Genomic DNA, 19,314 nt, shown 5'->3' on the forward strand with positions numbered 1-19,314 from the left:
TGAAGCCATGCGTCCGCTCGACTACGCCTTGTCCATCACATCGAGCGGAGCGCCTCATGGCCTATGAAACGATCATCGTCGAGACACGGGACGCTGTCGGCCTCATCCGCCTCGATCGTCCCAAGGCGCTGAACGCGCTGAGCCGGCAGCTCATCGCCGATCTGAACCATGCGCTCGATGGCTTCGAGGCCGATGACGCGATCGGCGCCATCGTGCTGACGGGATCGGACAAGGCCTTCGCGGCGGGCGCCGACATCACCGAGATGCAACGGCTCTCCTATGTCGACATCTTCATGCACGACTTCGTCGCCGAGTGGGAGCGGCTGTCGCGCGTCCGCAAGCCGGTCATCGCGGCCGTCGCCGGCTTCGCGCTCGGCGGTGGCTGCGAACTGGCGCTGATGTGCGATCTGGTCTTCGCCGCCGATACGGCGAAATTCGGCCAGCCGGAGATCACGCTGGGCCTCATTCCCGGCTCCGGCGGAACGCAGCGCCTGACCCGCGCCGTCGGCAAGGCCAAGGCGATGGACATGGTGCTGACGGGACGGCTGATCGACGCGGCGGAGGCCGAGCGCATCGGTCTCGTCTCGCGCGTCGTGCCGGCGGCGGAGCTTGTCGAGACGGCTGTCGCCGCCGCCGCGAAGATTGCTGGCCTGTCGCGGCCGGCCGTCCTGATGGCGAAGGAGGCGGTGAGCCGGTCCTTCGAGACGCCGCTTTCCGACGGAATCCGCACCGAGCGGCGCCTGTTCCATTCGCTTTTCGCGACCGAGGATGCCCATGAAGGCATGGCCGCTTTCCTCGAGAAAAGGCCACCGGCGTTCCAAAACCGCTGAAAGCCGCGATCGGACCCGCTTAGCCGATTGACGATCACGCGTGAGGCGACTATAAGCGCCCCTCGAACCGAGGCGGCACCAGGCTGCCTCTTCCGTATTGCTGTGGCCGTCGGTCATGAGCGCGGAAATCCAACGAACCGAATTGATCAGGAAGGCCCCATGGCCAATACGCCGTCCGCCAAGAAGGCTGCCCGCAAGATTGCTCACCGGGCCGATATCAACCGTACGCGCCGCAGCCGCGTCCGCACCTATGTGCGCAAGGTCGAGGAAGCCATCGCTTCCGGCAATCTCGCAGCTGCCGCCGAAGCATTCAAGAACGCCCAGCCGGAACTGATGCGCGCCGCCCAGAAGGGCGTGCTGCACAAGAACACGGCTTCGCGGAAGGTCTCGCGTCTCGCGGCCCGCGTTAAGGCGCTCACCGCCTGATTAATCCTTTCTGGGGATTCGCATTCAGCCCGGCTTCGGCCGGGCTTTTTGTTATGCGGGTAAGTGCTTGCACGGGCTGATTCAATGTCAGAAATCCCGCTGAAGGCACCGTGGCAGCTTCCGCTGCTTCGCACCTTTTTTCATTGTTTGCCAATAACTTATGCCTTGGTTGGACATCGCTTACGTCGCGCCATCCGATTCCTCCGGAGTCAAGTGGCCACGTTCAAAAATTTTTCGCCCGCTACGCTTCCGCACCGCTTTTGCGGCGACGCGAAGTGAAGCCTTTGACTCGCAAGGGTTTAGTCGGAAGGGGCGGCCGATCGGCCGACCCGTCGCCGGTCCGGGGTCGAATTATCTCGGTCATGAGGCGTTGCGGGGCACGGGGGGGCTGTGTATTTTCCCCCCATGGAGAAGGCGACGGAAGTTGTCTTCGACCAGTGCGTAGGAGCCGGTCACGGCTTTGGGAGTGTTTTGTCCCTCCCGCCAGTAAAGAGTGTGACGGCTAGTGCAATCACCGACATTGAGTTTGTTTATTCTGTAGTTTCTACGCGTATTTTGTTGCCTTCCATTGAGAGGGCGCTCTCCAGACGCCAGCGTAGAGTTCAATTCTAGCATAGCCCTTACTTTGAATAGTGAGGGCATGAGGGAGATACGATGTCTCGTTCGCCAGCCGGAAGCTTTGCCGGCGATGTTTCACCGACAGAGGCCTGGGACGGCCTCTCGAGCGAGCCGCAGGCGATGCTGATCGATGTGCGGACCCGCGCTGAGTGGGGTTACGTGGGCATTGTCGATCTGAGTGCGATCGGGAAGGAGACGCTGCTCGTCGAGTGGCAGAGCTATCCGGCGATGGAGGTCAATGCCGACTTCGCCGACGTGCTCTCGGCCGAGCTCGAGCGTCGCGGCATAGGCCGCGAGACGGCGCTCTATTTCATCTGCCGGTCTGGTGCCCGCAGCCTTGCGGCGGCGCGCGCCGTGGCGGCGGCCGGGTTCGATCGGTGTTTCAATATTGCGGGGGGCTTCGAGGGGCCCCTGGATGACGCACGGCACAGAGGTCTCGTTGACGGCTGGAAAGCCGCGGGCCTGCCGTGGGTTCAATCGTAACTAAATTCAAACTGAGAAAAGGGGCTGCGATGCGCGATGACAGGACGGGCGAATTCGGTTCGGGAGCTTCGGCGTTGCGGGCGATCGCTGTTGACGATGTGTCGTCGATGAGCGGCCGTGCCGATGCCGCGCTCTGGGAGCGGGTTAAGCGTCGCCTGAGGACGGAACTGGGCGAGGACGTCTTCTCGAGCTGGTTCGCGCGCGTCGAGTTCGAGGATTCTGATGGTGTCACCGTCAACCTGTCGGTGCCCACGCGCTTCCTGAAGTCCTGGATCCAGTCGCATTATCTCGAGAAGCTGGTCTCGCTCTGGACGTCGGAGATGGAATCGATCCGCCGCGTCGAGCTGATCGTGCGCGGCGCCGTGCGTGCTCGCGCGCCGGTCAAGGTCGAGAAGCCCGTGCTGGTCGAGGAGGCGCCTCAGATCGCCCCGACGCTCCTGCCGACGGCTTCCGCGCCGATCCAGGCGGTTGCCCGCACCGAGGCCGATGGCGCCGGCTCGCCGGTCGATCCGCGCTTCACCTTCGAGACCTTCTGCGAGGGGACGGCGAACCGCGTCGCCTATGCGGCGGCGCGCGCCGTCGCCGAGACGCCGGCCGGTCGGCCGACCCCTTATAATCCGCTCTACATCCACGCCGGCGTCGGGCGCGGCAAGACGCATCTGCTGCATGCGGTCGCGCAGGCGGCCCGCCAGGCCGATCCGAGCCGCAAGGTCGTCTATCTGACGGCCGAGCATTTCATGTTCCGTTTCGTGGCGGCGCTGAAGAACCAGTCGGCCATCGCCTTCAAGGAAGGCCTGCGCGAGATCGACCTGCTGCTGATCGACGATCTGCAGTTCCTGCAGGGCAAGTCCGTGCAGCAGGAATTCTGCCACATGCTGAACGCGCTGATCGACGGCGCGCGGCAGGTGGTGGTCGCGGCCGATCGTCCGGCGGCTGATCTCGAAACGCTCGACGAGCGCGTTCGCTCGCGCCTTCGTGGCGGCGTGGCGTTCGAAATCGGTGCACCGGATCTCGATCTGCGTCGCCAGATCCTGAAGAGCCGCTATGTGGCGGCGCAGGTCCAGAATAATGGCGTCGACGTGCCGGATACGGTCATCGAATATGTCGCGCAGTCTGTGGTCTCGAACGGCCGCGATCTCGAAGGCGCGCTCAATCGCCTCGTCGCGCAGTGGCAGTTCACCAACCAGCCCGTGACGATGGCGTCGGCCGAGATCACGCTGCGCGATCTCGTCGGTGCGCGCGAGCCGCGCCGCGTCAAGATCGAGGACATCCAGAAGATCGTCGCGATCCACTACAACGTCTCGAAGGCGGACCTGCTTTCGAGCCGCCGCACGCGGACGATCGTGCGCCCGCGCCAGATCGCCATGTATCTTTCCAAGACGCTGACGCCGCGCTCGCTCCCCGAGATCGGACGTCGCTTCGGCGGCCGCGACCACACCACCGTCCTGCACGCCGTGCGTAAGGTCGAGGAGCTGATGCAGGGCGACAAGCACCTCGCCGAGGAAGTCGAGCTGCTGAAGCGGATGATCGACGAATAGGCGGAAGCGCCGCTGCGGGTCGTCGGCGTTTCGCGGGGCGGGCTTCGGCCCGTTCCCTTTACGAAGCGCGCATGGCCCCTTGCGTTCCGTCCCGGAACCGGCCAATTTCCACGGTCCGTACAGGGCGCAAATGCCCGCCTCTTTCGGTGCCGCGCCCAAAGCGCGGCCTTTCTGTCAAGGTTTCTGCGTTCCATGAGAGCGACCCTCGAGCGATCCAATCTCCTCAAGTCCCTCAATCACGTCCACCGTGTGGTGGAACGCCGCAATACGATCCCGATCCTCTCCAACGTGCTCCTGCGCGCGACGGGATCGACGCTGACGCTGAAGGCGACGGATCTCGATCTCGAGATCCTGGAGACGGTGCAGGCCGATGTTGGCCGGGCCGGCGCCACGACGGTTCCCGCGCACATGCTCTACGACATCGTGCGCAAGCTGCCGGATGGATCCGAGGTCGTGCTCGAGACGTCCGCCGACGGCCAGACGCTCTCGGTCCGGTCGGGCCGCTCGAACTTCTCGCTGCAGATGCTGCCGGAATCGGATTTTCCCGATCTGACCACGGGTGAATTCCCGGTCCGCTTCACGCTGCCGGCTTCGAGCTTCAAGACGCTGATCGATCGCACGCAGTTCGCGATTTCGACCGAAGAGACGCGCTATTATCTGAACGGCATCTATCTCCACACGCCGACGATCGAGGGCCGCACTGTGCTGCGCGCGGTCGCGACCGACGGCCATCGCCTGGCGCGCGCGCAGACCGTGGTGCCGGCCGGCGCCGAGGGCATGCCCGGCGTGATCATCCCGCGCAAGACCGTCGGCGAGATCCAGAAGCTGCTGGAGAATTCCGACGAGGCGGCGACGATCGAGATTTCCGATACCAAGATCCGCGTCACCTTCGGCCCGGTCGTGCTGACCTCCAAGCTGATCGATGGCACCTTCCCGGACTATGCCCGCGTCATTCCGCAGGGCAATGACAAGCTGCTGAAGGTCGATCGCGGCAGCTTCACCGCCGCCGTCGACCGCGTCTCGACGATCGCGAGCGAACGCGGCCGCGCCGTCAAGCTCGCCCTCTCCTCCGAAGGCCGGCTGGCGCTGACCGTCAACAATCCGGATTCCGGTTCCGCGACCGAGGAACTCGACGTCGACTATGATTCCGATCCGATCGATATCGGCTTCAATTCGCGCTACCTGCTCGATATCAGCGCGCAGCTGAAGACGGATACGGCGCTCTTCCGGCTCGCGGATCCCGGTTCGCCGACGCTGATCCAGGACGATGGCGACGAAGACGCGCTCTATGTCCTGATGCCGATGCGCGTGTGATCGCGGACGACCCCATCGCCGCGCCGCAGGTTGCGCGCATCATCCTCGCCGATTTCCGCTCCTACGAGGCCTTGGACCTGACCGTCCATGGCCGCCTCGTGGCGCTCTCGGGCGAAAACGGTGCCGGCAAGACCAATCTGCTCGAAGCGCTCTCCCTTTTCACCGCCGGCCGCGGCCTCCGTAGGGCGGATCTCTCGGAGATCGTGCGGATCGGCGCTCCGGGCGGCTTTGCCGTGTCGATCCATCTCAGGACCGGCCATGACGAGGTTCGGCTCGGCACGGGCCTCGAACGTCAGCCGGGCGGCGAGTTCGGCAGCCGGCGCTGCCGGATCGATGGCGCGGCGGCCTCCTCGCCCGCAGCCTTCGCAGATTATCTCCGCATCGTCTGGCTGACCCCGGCGCTGGACGGGATCTTCTCCGGCTCCGCCGGCGACCGCCGGCGCTTTCTCGATCGGCTGGTGCTCGCCGTCGACGCGCGGCATGGCAGCCGGGTCAATGCCTATGACCGCGCGCTCCGCTCGCGCAACAAGCTGCTGGAAGAACCAGCCCCCGACCGGTCCTGGCTCGATGGCATCGAGGCGGAAATCGCCGAACTCGGCATCGCGGTCGCCACGATCCGCAGCGAGACGGTGGCGCGGCTCGCGGCGCTGATCGCCGAGGATCGCGACGACAGTTCGCCCTTCCCCTGGGCCGATATCGAGGTCGAGGGCAAGGTCGAGGAATGGCTGGCTCTCGGCCAAAGCGAGGCGGTGGCGCGGTTCCGGACGGCCCTGCGGGATGGCCGTCCGCGCGATGCTTCCGCCGGCCGCGCCCTGATCGGCCCGCAGACCAGCGATCTGAAGGTTCGCCACGGGCCCAAGGACGTACCCGCCGACCGCGCCTCGACCGGGGAGCAGAAGGCGCTCCTCGTCGGCATCATCCTCGCGCATGCGCGGCTGGTGGCGCGGATGAGCGGCATCGCGCCGATCGTGCTCCTCGACGAGATCGCTGCCCATCTCGATCCGCGCCGCCGCGCGGCACTGTTCGAAGCGCTCGATCGGCTCGGCGGGCAGGTCTTCATGACCGGCGCCGATCCCGCGCTCTTCGCCGAATTGCCGCAATCGTCGGAGATATTCCTCGTCAAGCCGGGACGGATCGATACGATTCCGGCAGGAGGAAATGCATCATGACCGGCCTGTCCATTTCGGGTCTGCTGATCTTTGCGGCCGCGCTCTTCGTCGCCGCCTTTTCGCCCGGGCCCGGTATTGCCGCGATCCTGGCGCGTGTGCTCGGCCGTGGACGCCATGGTGCCGTGGCCTTTACCGCCGGCATGGCGATTGGCGACGTGGTCTGGCTTTCGTTCGCCGTCCTCGGCCTCGCCATGCTGGCGCAGACCTTCCACGAGGTCTTCACGGTCATCAAATATGCCGGCGCGGCCTATCTGCTCTATATCGCCTACAAGATGTGGACGGCGCCTGCGCGGCCGCCGGCCCTTGTCGCCGATCAGCGTCGCGAAAGCACGTTGCGCCTGTTCCTCGCCGGCCTCGCGGTGACGATGGGCAATCCGAAGACGATGATCTTCTATCTGGCGCTTCTGCCCAACATCGTGGACCTGACCCGTGTCGACGGGCTCGCCTTCGCCGAGCTGGCCGTGGTGACGCTCGGCGTGCTCGCCCTCGTCTTCGGCTTCTACATCGTTTTGGCGCTCCGGGCGCGGCAGCTGATCACGAGTCCCAAGGCGGTCCGCCTCGTCAACCGCGGCAGCAGCGCGGTGATGGCCGGCGCGGCGGTGGCGATCGCGACACGATAGAGCCGTCGGGCCTTATGCTTTGCCGGGGTGTGCCCTTCATGCGTGAAAAGCGCGGGTGAAGGGTCTAGCATCCGGCAAACGAATCAATTGACCCGGATGATCCATGCCGCTTACGCGTGCCCGCGCGGCGCTCAAATCCGTCTTTGGCTATGACGATTTCCGACCCGGCCAGGATGAAGTGATCGGGGCCGTGCTGTCGGGCGAGGATGTCCTCGCCGTGATGCCGACCGGCTCCGGCAAATCCATGTGCTACCAGCTTCCGGCCGTGGTCGATGGCGGGCTGACCGTCGTCGTGTCGCCGCTGATCGCGCTGATGCGCGACCAGGTGCAGCAGATGGGCCATGTCGGTGTCTCGGCGGCGACGCTCAATTCCAGCAATGGCGATGAGGCCAATCGCGAGACGCTGCGCCGGATCCGCGCCGGCGAGGTGTCGCTGCTCTTCGTCTCGCCCGAGCGGCTTGCCGGTGACGGGCTGGTCTCGCTGCTGGCGGCCTCTAAGGTGAAGCGCCTTGCGATCGACGAAGCGCATTGCGTTTCGCAATGGGGGCATGATTTCCGCCCGGAATATCGCCAGCTCGCCTCCGTGCGCGAGGCGCTCGGCCAGGTCCAGGTGGTGGCGCTGACCGCGACGGCCGATGCGGCGACGCGGGGCGACATCGTCAGCCAGCTCTTCCCGCGCCCGCCGCGCGTCGTGGTGCATTCCTTCGACCGGCCGAACATCCATCTGCGCTTCGAAGCGAAGGAGCGGCCCCGCGCGCAGATCGAGGATTTTCTCACGCGCCACAAGGGCGATAGCGGCATCATCTATGCCGGCTCGCGCGACAAGACCGAGAAGCTCGCCGATTGGCTGACCGGCAAGGGCATCCGGTCCGTCGCCTATCATGCGGGGCTCGATCCGGCCGTCCGGGCGCGCCATCAGGACATCTTCCTGCAGGAGGACGGCGTCGTCGTCGTGGCGACGATCGCCTTCGGCATGGGCATCAACAAGCCGGATGTCCGTTTCGTGGTCCATGCCGACATGCCCTCGGGCGTCGAGGCCTATTACCAGGAGATCGGCCGCGCCGGTCGCGACGGGCTGCCCGCCGATACGCTGACGCTCTACGGCATTGAGGATATCGCCTTTCGCCGGCGGCAGATCGACGACAAGGCAATCAGCGAGGCGCAGCGCCGCGTCGAGCAGCGGCGGCTTTCAGCCATGATCGATCTCGCGGAATCGGCGACCTGCCGTCGCCAGACGCTTCTCGCCTATTTCGGCGAGCAGCGCGGCCCCTGTGGCGCCTGCGATCTCTGCCAGGGTGGCGCGGAGCTCGTGGACGCGACGATCGATGCCCAGAAGGTGCTTTCGGCCGTCGCGCGCACCGGCCAGCGCTATGGCGCGGCCCATCTGGTCGATATCCTGCGCGGCGAGGCGACCGATACGATCCAGCGCCAGGGCCATGACCAGATCAAGACATTCGGCGTTGGCACGGACAAGAGCGCCCATATCTGGCGCACCATCATCCGGCAGCTCTTTGCCGCCGGCGCGCTCGCCGAGGCGAGCGAGGAACATGGCGGCTTCCGCCTGACGGAGCAGGGCGACGCCATCATGCGGGGGCGCGAGACGATCGCGCTGCGCAAGGTCAAGGATGCGCCGGCCCGGCGGGCGCGGATGTCCTCGACGAGGGAAAACCGCACCGATGGCCTCGATACGGCCGCCGCGGCGCTGTTCGAGCAATTGCGGGCGCTCCGCCGCGAGATCGCGCAGGATGAAGGCGTTCCGGCCTATATGGTCTTTCCCGATCGCACGCTCATCGAAATGGCGGAGAGCCGGCCGGCTTCGCTCGATGAGATGCGTGCGGTGCAGGGCGTGGGTGAGCGCAAGCTCGTCCTCTATGGCGAGGCCTTCCTCGACGCGATCGGCTCAGCCTGATTTATCGATCGACCCGGTCGTTCCGAGGCTGGCTTGCCGGCGCATGAACCAGCGGCGGCCGAGATGCCCCGCGGCGACGACCGCGAGCCCGATGGCGAGGGCGATCACCACCTTGGTCTCGATGCCGTGCAGGCGCCCGGCATAGCGCTCGATCAGCTGCCCGAAGAGATAGCCGATGCCGGTGATCAGTGCTGCCCAGACGATCGCGGCGCTGACGTTGAGGACGGTGTAGAGGCCGGCCGGAACACCGGCGATGCCGATTGCGATCGGGCTGATCGTGCGCACGCCATAGGTGAAGCGGAAGCCGAGGATGAACAGCACGCGATGCGTCTTGATCAGCTCCAGCACCTTGGCAAAGGCGGGCCGCTCGACCTGCTTCTTGACCAGCCTGGTGTCCGCGAAATAGCGGCCGAGATAATAGAGCAGCTGGTCCGACGTCAGAGAGCCGGCAAAGGCCGCGAGGAAGACACCGTAAGGGTCCATCACGCCCTGATGGGCGAGAAACCCAGCCGCAATGAGCACGCTGTCGCCTTCGATGATCACGCCGAAATAGACGACGATGAGCCCGTAGGTCGCGAGAAAGCCTTCGATCCAGTGCATGGTTCCGTTCGGTCTTGCGGCACCGGAGACGGCCAGGGTGCGCTTTGGTCAGGATCGACGTCCGCACGCTCCGGCGCAAGCGGCAAAAGCGAAATCCCCCGCCACCTTCCAGCCGTGTTTATCCGATAGGGTCGAGGGTGTAATTCCGCTGTTGAAGCAATATATTAGCACTACGATTCGACTTGTCGCGCGCGCGAGCGCGCGACACCTCCAAGGAAGCCTGAATGTCCGATACCGCCCGCGATCTCGCCTCTGAAGCCTATGGCGCCGATTCCATCAAGGTGCTCAAGGGCTTGGACGCTGTCCGCAAGCGACCGGGCATGTATATCGGCGACACGGATGACGGCTCGGGCCTTCATCACATGGTCTATGAGGTCGTCGACAACGCGATCGACGAGGCGCTTGCCGGCCATGCTGACGAAGTCCAGGTGACGCTCAATCCCGACGGCTCCTGCACCGTGCGCGACAATGGTCGCGGTATTCCGACGGATCTGCATGCCGAGGAGGGCGTTTCGGCGGCCGAGGTCATCATGACCCAGCTCCACGCCGGCGGTAAGTTCGACCAGAATTCCTACAAGGTTTCGGGCGGCTTGCACGGCGTCGGCGTGTCCGTCGTCAACGCGCTTTCGTCCTGGCTGAAGCTGACGATCTGGCGGGGCGGCAAGATCCATCAGATCCGCTTCGAGCACGGCAATGCCGTGGCACCGCTCGAAGTCGTCGGCGATTGGGACGGTCGCAACGGCACGGAGGTCACCTTCCTGCCGTCGACGGAGACCTTCACCAAGGTCGAGTTCGATTTCGAGACGCTCGAGCACCGGCTGCGTGAGCTCGCCTTCCTGAATTCGGGCGTGCACATCGTGCTGACGGACCGTCGTGGCGTCGAGCCGCGCCGCGAGGAATTGCTCTATGAGGGCGGCCTCGAGGCCTTCGTGCGCTATCTCGACCGCACCAAGAAGCCGCTCGTCCCGGCGCCGATCACCATGATCAGCGAGCGCGACGGCATCACGGTCGAAGTCGCGATGTGGTGGAACGACAGCTACCACGAGAACGTGCTCTGCTTCACGAACAACATCCCGCAGCGCGATGGCGGCACGCATCTCGCCGGCTTCCGCGGCGCGCTGACGCGCCAGGTCACCGGCTATGCCGACAGCCAGGGCATTTCCAAGCGCGAGAAGGTGACGCTCAACGGCGACGATTGCCGCGAAGGCCTCACCGCCGTGCTCTCGGTCAAGGTGCCCGATCCGAAATTCTCCTCGCAGACCAAGGACAAGCTGGTCTCCTCCGAGGTGCGTCCCGTGGTCGAGAACATCGTCAACGAGATGCTGGGCCAATGGTTCGAGGAGCATCCGGGCGAATCGAAGACCATCATCTCCAAGGTCATCGAGGCTGCGACGGCGCGCGAAGCCGCCCGCAAGGCGCGTGAACTGACCCGGCGCAAGGGCGCGCTCGACATCGCCTCTCTCCCGGGCAAACTCGCCGACTGCCAGGAGCGCGATCCGGCCAAGTCCGAAATCTTCATCGTCGAGGGTGACTCGGCAGGTGGCTCGGCCAAGCAGGGTCGCAACCGCGAGAACCAGGCCGTGCTTCCGCTGCGCGGCAAGATCCTGAATGTCGAGCGCGCGCGCTTCGACAAGATGCTCTCGTCTGAGCAGATCGGCATGCTGATCATCGCGCTCGGCACGTCGATCGGCAAGGACGAGTTCGCGCCCGACAAGCTGCGCTACCACAAGATCATCATCATGACGGACGCCGACGTCGACGGCGCCCATATTCGTACCCTGTTGCTGACGTTCTTCTTCCGCCAGATGCCGGAATTGATCGAGCGCGGCCATATCTACATCGCCCAGCCGCCGCTCTATAAGGTCACCAAGGGGCGTTCCGAGCAGTACCTCAAGAATGAGCGTGCGCTGGAAGACTATCTGATCGACCAGGGCGTCGACGATGCCTCGCTGCGCCTCGGCGATGGCGAAGTTCGCGCCGGCGCCGACCTGACGGCGATCGTGAACGACGCGCGCGCCGTGAAGCACATCCTCGACAGCATGCACACGCGCTATGACCGCAAGGTCGTCGAGCAGGCGGCGATCGCCGGTGCGCTCAATGTCGACGTGCTCAACGATCCCGAGCGGGCATTGGCGGCCGCGGTCGAGGTCGCGCGGCGGCTCGATTTCATTTCCGACGAGTTGGAGCGCGGTTGGACCGGGACGCTCGGGCGTGATGGCGGCTATCTGTTCGAGCGCGAGGTGCGCGGCGTTCGCGAGGCGGCGATGATCGATGCCGCTCTGGTGGATTCGGCCGATGCCCGCAAGCTCGACAGCATCACGGCGCGCATGCGCGAGATCTATCAGACGCCCGGCATCTATCGCCGCAAGGACCTGGAGACGCCGATCTTCGGGCCACGCTCACTGCTGGATGCGGTCTTCGCCGCTGGCCGCAAGGGCATTCAGATGCAGCGCTACAAGGGCTTGGGCGAGATGAATGCAAGCCAGCTCTGGGAGACGACGCTCGATCCGAACGTGCGCTCCCTCCTGCAGGTGAGGGTCAAGGAGGCTGATGCCGCCGACGACCTCTTCACCAAGCTGATGGGCGACGAAGTCGAGCCGCGCCGCGACTTCATCCAGGACAACGCCCTCAACGTCGTCAATCTGGACGTATAAGCCGGCTTATTGACTGCCGGCCATCGCCGCCCGTCTGGCCCGTCTCGACGGGTCCGCGGGCGGATTCCGGTTGTTTGACGATCCTTACCCGACTCATCATCGAACGGATGGGGCCGGCGGTCTTGCTCAGCCCGCTTTGCCCATGACGAGCGACAGCGGCGGCGGATCGCTCTCGCCGCCGACGAGATGCATCGGCCAGATCTCCTGGACCACGGGGCCGGGATAGAGATCCCGATAGGCGGGCATCAGGCCGAGCATCGCCTCGGCGAGGCGGCGGCCCATGTCGAACAGCGAGACCTCGAAGCAGGTCAGCGTCGGCGACAGGAAGCGCGCCTGCGGGCTCCGTCGGAAGCCGATGACCGCCATGTCGCGTCCCGGCATCAATCCCGCATCATGCAGCCGTCGATAGGCGCCGATCGCCATGATCTCGTTGACGAGCAGCATGGCGGTCGGGCGTTCCGCGAGCGCGAGCAGCCGGTCGGTCGCGCCATAGCCGCCTTCCTCGCTGGTCTGGTCGGCGCGGATGACGAACTCGGGCCGGTAGGGAATGCCGGCCTCGGCCATCGCCCTGCGATAGCCATCGGCGAAGACATAGCCGAGATTGATGTCGTTGCCGGTGTTGATGAGACCGATCCGGCGATGGCCCCGCGCGACGAGGCGGCGGACCGATTCGGCGGCCACGCCCTCAAAATCGAGATCGATCCAGGAATGCGGTCCGCCGGACAGGCTCCGCCCGAGTGCAACGAAGGGAATCTCGCGCTCGATCAGATAGTCGATGCGTTCGTCATGGCGCTGCGTCGCGGAGATGAACAGCCCGTCGACGAAGCGACGCGAGACGACACGGCGCACATAGTCGCACGGGTCGTCGTCAAAGGGGCAGGGCAGGATGATGAGATCGAGATGGTGCTGCGCGAAGACCGATTGCACGCCGTCATAGACGCTCATGAAGAACGTATCGCCGTGGAGGCTGGTCTCGCGATTTGTCTCGATCATGAAGCCGACGGCATTGGTTGTGCCCTGGCGCAGGCTGCGTCCCGACTGATTCGGCGCATAGCCGAGTTCGGCAGCCGCCTTCAGCACGCGCTCCCGCGTCTCGGCATTGACGTCGGCGCGGCCGTTCAGGGCACGCGAGACGGTCCCGATCGAAATGTTCAGGTGCCGGGCAAGTTCGCGGATGCTCACGCGGATCGATCTCCTTCAGCCCTGTCCGCCCGGCCGTGCCGGCGCGGCACGGACGGCGCTTCCTGGCATCGTCGATGGTGGGTGTACAACCGCGCAGCGGCACTTGTCCATTCGTGCCTACATCCGCGCTCTTGACAAGAGGCGATCTTCATTGTGTGATCGTAAACGTTTACGGCTCTCTTGCGGCGCACCGAAAACGTTTGCGGTGCAGCAAATGAGGACAGAGCCGCGGGAGGAGACCTGGAATGCAACGTGCCGTTTTGATCGGCTGCGGAGCTATGAGCCGTGCCTGGCTCGAGGCCGCGAAGACGATCGACAATCTCGAAATCGTCGGTCTTGCCGATATTGATGCCAGCCGTGCTTCTGCGCGGGCTGCCGAATTCGGCCTCGACAAGGCCGTGATCGCGACCGATATCGACGAACTGATCGCCAAGACCAATCCCGACATCGTCTTCGACGTCGTCATCCCCGGCGCGCGTCATCGCATCGTCTCGACGGCCTTGGCCGCGGGCTGCCATGTCCTCTCCGAAAAGCCGATGGCGGAGACGCTCGACGAGGCGCGAGACCTGATCCGCCGCGCTGAAGCCGCCGGCAAGCTGCATGTCGTTGTCCAGAACCGCCGCTATATCGAGGGCGTCCGCCGCATCCGCCGCGCGCTCGCCGCGGGCGTCATCGGCGACGTGACCAGCCTTCACTGCGATTTCTTCCTCGCGCCGCATTTCGGCGGTTTTCGCGAAGAGATGGACCATGTGCTCCTGCTCGACATGGCGATCCATACCTTCGACGCCGCGCGCCTGATGGCCGGCGCGGCGCCCTCCGCCGTCTATTGCCGCGAATGGAACCCGAAGAACTCCTGGTACAAGCAGGGCTCCTCCGCCTCCGCGATCTTCGAGTTCGGCGATGGCGTGATCTTCAACTATCGCGGCAGCTGGTGTGCCGACGGGTTCCGCACGAGCTGGGAGAGTGCCTGGCGTATCGTGGGAACCAAGGGTTCGCTCGTCTGGGACGGGCATGACGATATTCGTGCCGAGATCGCCGGGACGGCGATCGACGGCCTGTTCTCCGAGGTGGTCGCTGTCGAGCTTCCTCCCCTCGCCGCGTCCGATCGCACCGGCGGCCACCTCGGGGTCATGCAGGACTTCATCGCCGCCACGCGTGGCGGCCCCGTGCCGGAGACGGTCGGGTACGAGAACATCAAGAGCCTGGCCATGACCTTCGGCGCGATTGAAAGCGCCGAGACCGGCCGCCGGGTCGACGTGATCATCTAGGAGCAGACCGTGAGCAATCCCGCCCTCGACATTCGTATCGGCACCATGATCAAGGGCAATCTGCCCGATCCGGCCGCCTATGTTCGCCAGATCCTGCCGCTCGGCTTCGAGTCGATCGAGCCCTTCTTCTGGCAGACGATCGGCAACAAGGACATTCCCAAGCTCGCCGCCGAGCTCAAGGATGCGATCGGCGATGCCGACGTGAAGATCGACACGCTCGGCATGTTCGGCAATCCGCTCGAGACGACCGATATCGACCAGCAGACGCTCGAAGGCTGGAAAACGCTGATCGACAATGCCCATCTCTTCGGCGCCAAGACGATCGCCGGCTTCACTGGCCGCATCCGCGGCAAGTCGATCGAGGAGAGCCTGCCGCGCTACAAGGAAGTCTGGAGCGATCTCGCCAAGCGCGCCGCAGACAAGGGCGTGCGCCTCGCCTTCGAGAATTGCGCCATGGACGGCAACTGGGCTACGGGCGACTGGAACATCGCGCATAATCCCGACGCCTGGGAGCTGATGTTCAACGAGACGCCGGACGACAATATCGGCCTCGAATGGGAGCCGTGCCATCAGATGGTCTATCTGATCGACCCGATCCCGCAGATCCGCAAATGGGCGCCGAAGATTTTCCACGTCCACGGCAAGGACGCGACGATTCGCTGGGACGTGATCCGCGAGAGCGGCGTGTTCGGGAAGTTCCCCTTCGTGCAGATGCGCTCGCCCGGCTTCGGCGACAGCGACTGGGCACGCGTGATCAGCGAACTGCGCCTCGCCGGCTACAAGGGCTGCATCGACATCGAAGGCTGGCACGATCCGGTCTATCGTGATGCGCTCGAAATGACCGGTCAGGTCCGCTCGCTCAACTATCTGAAGGAGGCCCGTGGCGGCGCCGCCTTCGTGCCGAACCCGAGCTGAACGCCGGGTCCTGAGGAGACGATCCGCCGGCCCGCCGGCGGATCGGGACGAGAAGCCGACGCGCTTGAGGAAGCGTAGACGACCAAATTCACGTGGAGGAGAACATGAAGAAAACCCTAGTTCTGATCGCGGGGGCGCTCGGCCTTCTCGCATCGACGGCGATAGCCTCGGCCGAGGATGTCACGCTGAACGTCTGGACCATCGATCGCCAGTCGGATCCCGGCTACAACTACGTCATGGCGGACGAGTTCACGAAGCTCCATCCGAACATCAAGTTCAACATCAAGCATGTCGAGTTCGCCGATTGGGCAAACGACATCATGCGCGCCGTGGCGACGGGCACGCAGCCTGATATCGCCTATGTCGACAATCCCAACACGCCGTTCCTGTCGTCCAAGGGCGCGCTGCTCGACCTGACGCCGTATCTCAAGGATTCGACGATCGTCGACACGACGAAAATCTTCCCGGGACCGCTCTCGACCGTCACCTGGGATGGCAAGGTCTATGGCCTCCCGCGCGGCTCGAACACGATTGCGCTCTACTATAACGCCGACATGTTCAAGGCCGCCGGCCTCGACCCGGACAAGCCGCCGCAGACCTGGCAGGAACTCTACGATACGGCCAAGAAGCTGACGGATCCGTCCAAGAACGTCTATGGCCTCGCCTTCTCCGCCAATGGCAATGAGGAAGGCACCTTCCAGTTCCTGCCCTGGGCGCAGTCGACCGGCGCCGATTTCGACCACATCTCCGATCCCGGCGCGGTCCGTGCGCTCGAGATGTGGCAGAAGATCATCGACGAGAAGCTCGCCTCGCCGGATACGCTGATCCGCGGCCAGTATGATTCGATGGCCACCTTCAATGCGCAGAACGCCGCCATGGGCATTTCCGGCCCCTGGGAGCTGCCGCGCATGTCGAAGGACGCGAAGTTCGATTTCCGCGTCGCATTGCTTCCGACCGAGAAGGAAGGCGACAAGCGCGCCTCGGCGCTCGGCGAAGGCAACAATGTGATCTTCGCCAAGACCCAGCACCCGAAGGAAGCGTTCATGTACCTCGAGTACATGTATTCGCAGATGCCGCGTGTCTGGAACGAGTTCGGCTTCCTGCCGTCCTATCCGGTCGAGGCCAAGGACCCGAAATGGTCGGCGCAGTATGAAGTCTTCGCCGAATCCATGAAGTATGCCCGCGCGCGCGGTCCCTCGCCCGACTGGGCGAAGATCTCGAAGGCGATCTCGACCGCGATCCAGGCCGCGCTGACCCATCAGACCGATGCGCAGACCGCCCTGAACACGGCTCAGACGACAATCAACGGCGTCCTCGGCAAGTAGGCCGCGCCTCGCCTCGGGCTTCAGCCGTAGTCGCGGCTGGAGCCCTTTCTCGCAAGGCCGCCCTGCCTGCACATGCCGGGTATCGACTGGCCGCCATCTTGGGCGGCCCTGACGGTTCCGGCGCAGCACGGCGGATCAGCCATGGCGCTCGTCCCCACCTCAACGGAGCCCGCCCTTGTCGTCCATCTTTCGCAGCGCCCATGACGGCCGCGGGTTCGATATCGCGCTCGCACTTCTGGCCCTGGCCTATCTGCTGGTCTTCTCGGCCTTTCCCCTCGTCTACAACATCCTGATGTCGTTTCAGGAAGTGGACATGTTCAGCCTCGCTTCGCTGAGCCGCCCCTTTGTCGGCCTGGCGAACTACATGACCCTGTTCGCCAATCCGGATTTCTGGCCGATCATGGGCAATACGGCGCTGTTCGTCGTGCTCTGCATCACGTTCCAGCTTCTGTTCGGCTTCGGCCTGGCGCTGTTCTTCCAGCAGGATTTCTTCGGCGCGAGCTATCTGCGCGGCTTCTTCCTCGCCGCATGGATCATCCCGGCGCTGGTCGCCGGCGCGGTCTGGAAATGGATCTTCGCGGGCGATGCCGGCGTGCTGAACTATCTGCTCTCATCGGTAGGGCTGATCGACCAGAAGATCTTCTGGCTCTCGAACCCCGCCATTTCGCTCTATTCGGTCATCATCGCCAATATCTGGCTCGGCATTCCCTTCAACATGATCCTCCTCTCGGTCGGCCTCGCCGGCATTCCGAAGGACATGTATGAGGCCGCGGCACTCGATGGCGCGGGGCCGTGGAAGCGCTTCTTCTTCATGACGCTGCCGATGATGCGCTCGACGCTCGGCGCCGTGATCTCGCTCGGCATCATCTTCACGTTGCAGCAGTTCGATCTCTTCGCCTCGCTGACCCAGGGCGGACCGGCCAACGCCTCGAACGTCGCGCAATACTGGTCGTGGCAGCTGTCGTTCCAGACCTATGACATCGCCTCGGGAAGCGCTGTCTCCGTGCTGATGCTCGGCTTCGTCATCGTAGTCGCCTTCATCTATGTCCGCTCCACGCGGCACGAATACAGCGCCTGAGGACGAACCCATGAAACGCTATGTGCTCTTCGTCGTCGCGCTGTGCTTCCTGGCGATCTATCTCTTTCCGCTCTACTGGATGTATCTGACGGCGTTCAAGCCGTCCTCGGAGACCTTCACCTACCCGCCGACCTTCTGGCCGACGCATCCGCAGTTCAATTTCGTCCAGACCTTCATCGACAAGAAGATGGACGTCTATCTCTGGAACTCGATGGTGATCGCCGTCGGCACGACGATCATCGCGGCGCTGATCGGCACGGGCTGCGCCTATGCGCTCGCCCGCGTTCGCTCGCTCGGCATGGATATCGTGCTGTTCCTGGTGCTGATGATGCAGGTGTTGCCGCCTTCACTGATGGCCACGCCGATCTTCGTGCTGTTCAATCAGGTCGGCCTGATCGCGACGCCCCGCTTCGCCGTCGTGCTCGCCCAATCGGCCAAGGTGCTTCCGCTCTTCATCGTGCTCTGCCGGACCTCGTTCATGCAGATCCCGAAGGAGCTGGAGGAGGCGGCGCGCGTCGACGGCGCGTCCCGTCTCGGCGCCTTCCTCAGGATCGCCGTGCCGCTCGCGCGCAATGGCATCCTGGTGACGTCGGTGCTGATCTTTCTCCAGTCGTTCGGCGAATATGTCTATTCGCGCTCACTGATCTCGCAGGAGGACCTGCAGACGGCGACCGTCGGGCTGATGAACTTCATGGGTCCGAACACGACCGACTGGAACGGCATCATGACCTATGCGGTCATCTATGTGACGCCGATCCTGATCGTGTTCATGCTGCTGCAGCGCAAGATCGTCAGCGGCCTCACGGCTGGCGCCCTGAAATAATGGGCGGCGGCCTCACTGTCGGATCAGCGTGGTCTCCACGCTGCCGACGGGCAGGCCCATTGCATAGATGACGGCGCGGTTCAAAATCGCGCCGCGTCCGCCGCGCTCGATCCTGTCCTCGAAATGCAGGCGCACCGTCACGCCGGATTTCTGCTTCATGTCGATATTGTAGGAGAGGTGGATGGCATCGGGCTCGACCCGCACATCCGCCTCGCCGACGACGTCCTGCCGTGTGCCGGCATAGCGCCCCGGACCTATCTTGCGGAAGCGCCAGGTGCGCCGGTCCATATGGCCGTCGTCGAAACGGAAGATCTGGTCGAGTACGAACTGGTCGCCCGATTGATGGCCGCTCGTCGTCACGAGAAAGCGGCGATCCAGTCCGATGATGGCGCTCTGGAACCGGCCACGGCCGACGGCGCGGCCAAAAAAGGCCTGCTCCAGCCCGGTCTGGGCCGCATCGACCTGAATGCTGCCGTTTGCGGCGAGCATCATGAGCGCAACCGAGAGAATGCGGATCGCTTTCATGCGGCCCCCGGGAACGACAGCGCCTGTCGAGCCCGGA

The 19,314-nt window shown here is 64.5% G+C and carries 17 protein-coding genes; 14 read left to right on the forward strand and 3 right to left on the reverse strand.

The features are described from left to right. Positions 1-56: 56 nt before the first annotated feature. The 8 genes from QO014_RS09660 to recQ all read left to right on the forward strand — a co-directional run bounded on the left by QO014_RS09660 (position 57) and on the right by recQ (position 8,907). Complete coding sequence (locus QO014_RS09660) at positions 57-830, forward strand: enoyl-CoA hydratase (RefSeq protein ID WP_266348469.1); 774 nt, start codon at positions 57-59, stop codon at positions 828-830. Between the two features lie 159 nt (positions 831-989). Then, on the forward strand, positions 990-1,256 hold the full coding sequence (rpsT, locus tag QO014_RS09665; RefSeq protein WP_266348470.1) for a 30S ribosomal protein S20: 267 nt from the start codon (positions 990-992) through the stop codon (positions 1,254-1,256). Positions 1,257-1,910: 654 nt separating this feature from the next. Continuing rightward, positions 1,911-2,357, forward strand: coding sequence for a rhodanese-like domain-containing protein (locus QO014_RS09670; RefSeq protein WP_266348471.1), 447 nt, complete (start codon positions 1,911-1,913; stop codon positions 2,355-2,357). Between the two features lie 107 nt (positions 2,358-2,464). Next, the gene (gene dnaA, locus QO014_RS09675; RefSeq protein ID WP_266348472.1) at positions 2,465-3,895 is read left to right on the forward strand and encodes a chromosomal replication initiator protein DnaA; all 1,431 of its coding nucleotides are present in this window, start codon (positions 2,465-2,467) and stop codon (positions 3,893-3,895) included. 192 nt (positions 3,896-4,087) lie between these two features. Beyond that, complete coding sequence (dnaN, locus tag QO014_RS09680; RefSeq protein WP_266348473.1) at positions 4,088-5,209, forward strand: DNA polymerase III subunit beta; 1,122 nt, start codon at positions 4,088-4,090, stop codon at positions 5,207-5,209. Further along, positions 5,209-6,378 carry a DNA replication/repair protein RecF gene (gene recF, locus QO014_RS09685; RefSeq protein ID WP_266348625.1) on the forward strand — a complete coding sequence of 390 codons (1,170 nt, stop codon included), beginning with the start codon at positions 5,209-5,211 and terminating at the stop codon, positions 6,376-6,378. The genes dnaN and recF overlap by 1 nt, the downstream gene beginning before the upstream one ends. After that, a complete protein-coding gene (locus QO014_RS09690; protein ID WP_266348474.1) occupies positions 6,375-6,998 on the forward strand; it encodes a LysE family translocator in 624 nt (207 codons plus the stop codon). Before recF ends, QO014_RS09690 begins: the two co-directional genes overlap by 4 nt. 103 nt (positions 6,999-7,101) lie before the next feature. Then, positions 7,102-8,907: a DNA helicase RecQ gene (recQ, locus tag QO014_RS09695; RefSeq protein WP_266348475.1), complete on the forward strand. Its 1,806-nt coding sequence runs from the start codon at positions 7,102-7,104 to the stop codon at positions 8,905-8,907. Here recQ and QO014_RS09700 read toward each other — a convergent pair. Continuing rightward, entirely contained in the window at positions 8,899-9,507 is a 609-nt protein-coding gene (locus QO014_RS09700; RefSeq protein WP_266348476.1) for a DedA family protein, read from the reverse strand. The two genes, recQ and QO014_RS09700, sit on opposite strands and share 9 nt — an antisense overlap. Positions 9,508-9,731: 224 nt before the next feature. On the opposite strand from QO014_RS09700, the gene gyrB reads away from it, so the two are divergent. After that, positions 9,732-12,161, forward strand: a complete 2,430-nt coding sequence (gene gyrB / locus QO014_RS09705) for a DNA topoisomerase (ATP-hydrolyzing) subunit B (protein ID WP_266348477.1) — start codon at positions 9,732-9,734, stop codon at positions 12,159-12,161. Positions 12,162-12,287: 126 nt separating this feature from the next. On the opposite strand, the gene QO014_RS09710 is transcribed toward gyrB, so the two are convergent. Further along, complete coding sequence (locus QO014_RS09710) at positions 12,288-13,343, reverse strand: substrate-binding domain-containing protein (RefSeq protein WP_266348478.1); 1,056 nt, start codon at positions 13,341-13,343, stop codon at positions 12,288-12,290. Positions 13,344-13,588: 245 nt separating this feature from the next. On the opposite strand from QO014_RS09710, the gene QO014_RS09715 reads away from it, so the two are divergent. From QO014_RS09715 to QO014_RS09735, 5 genes are all read left to right on the forward strand, one after another. Then, positions 13,589-14,611 (forward strand): Gfo/Idh/MocA family protein, encoded by a 1,023-nt coding sequence (locus QO014_RS09715; protein WP_266348479.1) that lies wholly within the window; start codon positions 13,589-13,591, stop codon positions 14,609-14,611. Between the two features lie 9 nt (positions 14,612-14,620). Then, the gene (locus QO014_RS09720; RefSeq protein ID WP_266348480.1) at positions 14,621-15,526 is read left to right on the forward strand and encodes a sugar phosphate isomerase/epimerase family protein; all 906 of its coding nucleotides are present in this window, start codon (positions 14,621-14,623) and stop codon (positions 15,524-15,526) included. Between the two features lie 104 nt (positions 15,527-15,630). After that, positions 15,631-16,851, forward strand: a complete 1,221-nt coding sequence (locus QO014_RS09725) for an ABC transporter substrate-binding protein (protein ID WP_266348481.1) — start codon at positions 15,631-15,633, stop codon at positions 16,849-16,851. Between the two features lie 175 nt (positions 16,852-17,026). Beyond that, positions 17,027-17,929: a carbohydrate ABC transporter permease gene (locus tag QO014_RS09730; RefSeq protein WP_266348482.1), complete on the forward strand. Its 903-nt coding sequence runs from the start codon at positions 17,027-17,029 to the stop codon at positions 17,927-17,929. A gap of 10 nt (positions 17,930-17,939) precedes the next feature. Beyond that, the gene (locus QO014_RS09735; RefSeq protein WP_266348483.1) at positions 17,940-18,752 is read left to right on the forward strand and encodes a carbohydrate ABC transporter permease; all 813 of its coding nucleotides are present in this window, start codon (positions 17,940-17,942) and stop codon (positions 18,750-18,752) included. Positions 18,753-18,764: 12 nt separating this feature from the next. Here QO014_RS09735 and QO014_RS09740 read toward each other — a convergent pair whose 3' ends face one another. Beyond that, positions 18,765-19,277 carry a DUF3833 family protein gene (locus tag QO014_RS09740; protein WP_266348484.1) on the reverse strand — a complete coding sequence of 171 codons (513 nt, stop codon included), beginning with the start codon at positions 19,275-19,277 and terminating at the stop codon, positions 18,765-18,767. Positions 19,278-19,314: the final 37 nt, after the last annotated feature.

Source organism: Kaistia dalseonensis (genome assembly GCF_030814715.1).
Lineage (GTDB): Bacteria > Pseudomonadota > Alphaproteobacteria > Rhizobiales > Kaistiaceae > Kaistia > Kaistia dalseonensis.

What these genes read in the sequence shown, in the direction of transcription:
- QO014_RS09660 (WP_266348469.1), top strand. Translation starts at nt 57, where the DNA reads ATGGCCTATGAAACGATCATCGTCGAGACACGGGACGCTGTCGGCCTC.
- rpsT (WP_266348470.1), top strand. Translation starts at nt 990, where the DNA reads ATGGCCAATACGCCGTCCGCCAAGAAGGCTGCCCGCAAGATTGCTCAC.
- QO014_RS09670 (WP_266348471.1), top strand. Translation starts at nt 1,911, where the DNA reads ATGTCTCGTTCGCCAGCCGGAAGCTTTGCCGGCGATGTTTCACCGACA.
- dnaA (WP_266348472.1), top strand. Translation starts at nt 2,465, where the DNA reads ATGAGCGGCCGTGCCGATGCCGCGCTCTGGGAGCGGGTTAAGCGTCGC.
- dnaN (WP_266348473.1), top strand. Translation starts at nt 4,088, where the DNA reads ATGAGAGCGACCCTCGAGCGATCCAATCTCCTCAAGTCCCTCAATCAC.
- QO014_RS09690 (WP_266348474.1), top strand. Translation starts at nt 6,375, where the DNA reads ATGACCGGCCTGTCCATTTCGGGTCTGCTGATCTTTGCGGCCGCGCTC.
- recQ (WP_266348475.1), top strand. Translation starts at nt 7,102, where the DNA reads ATGCCGCTTACGCGTGCCCGCGCGGCGCTCAAATCCGTCTTTGGCTAT.
- QO014_RS09700 (WP_266348476.1), bottom strand. Translation starts at nt 9,507, where the DNA reads ATGCACTGGATCGAAGGCTTTCTCGCGACCTACGGGCTCATCGTCGTC.
- gyrB (WP_266348477.1), top strand. Translation starts at nt 9,732, where the DNA reads ATGTCCGATACCGCCCGCGATCTCGCCTCTGAAGCCTATGGCGCCGAT.
- QO014_RS09715 (WP_266348479.1), top strand. Translation starts at nt 13,589, where the DNA reads ATGCAACGTGCCGTTTTGATCGGCTGCGGAGCTATGAGCCGTGCCTGG.
- QO014_RS09725 (WP_266348481.1), top strand. Translation starts at nt 15,631, where the DNA reads ATGAAGAAAACCCTAGTTCTGATCGCGGGGGCGCTCGGCCTTCTCGCA.
- QO014_RS09735 (WP_266348483.1), top strand. Translation starts at nt 17,940, where the DNA reads ATGAAACGCTATGTGCTCTTCGTCGTCGCGCTGTGCTTCCTGGCGATC.
- QO014_RS09740 (WP_266348484.1), bottom strand. Translation starts at nt 19,277, where the DNA reads ATGAAAGCGATCCGCATTCTCTCGGTTGCGCTCATGATGCTCGCCGCA.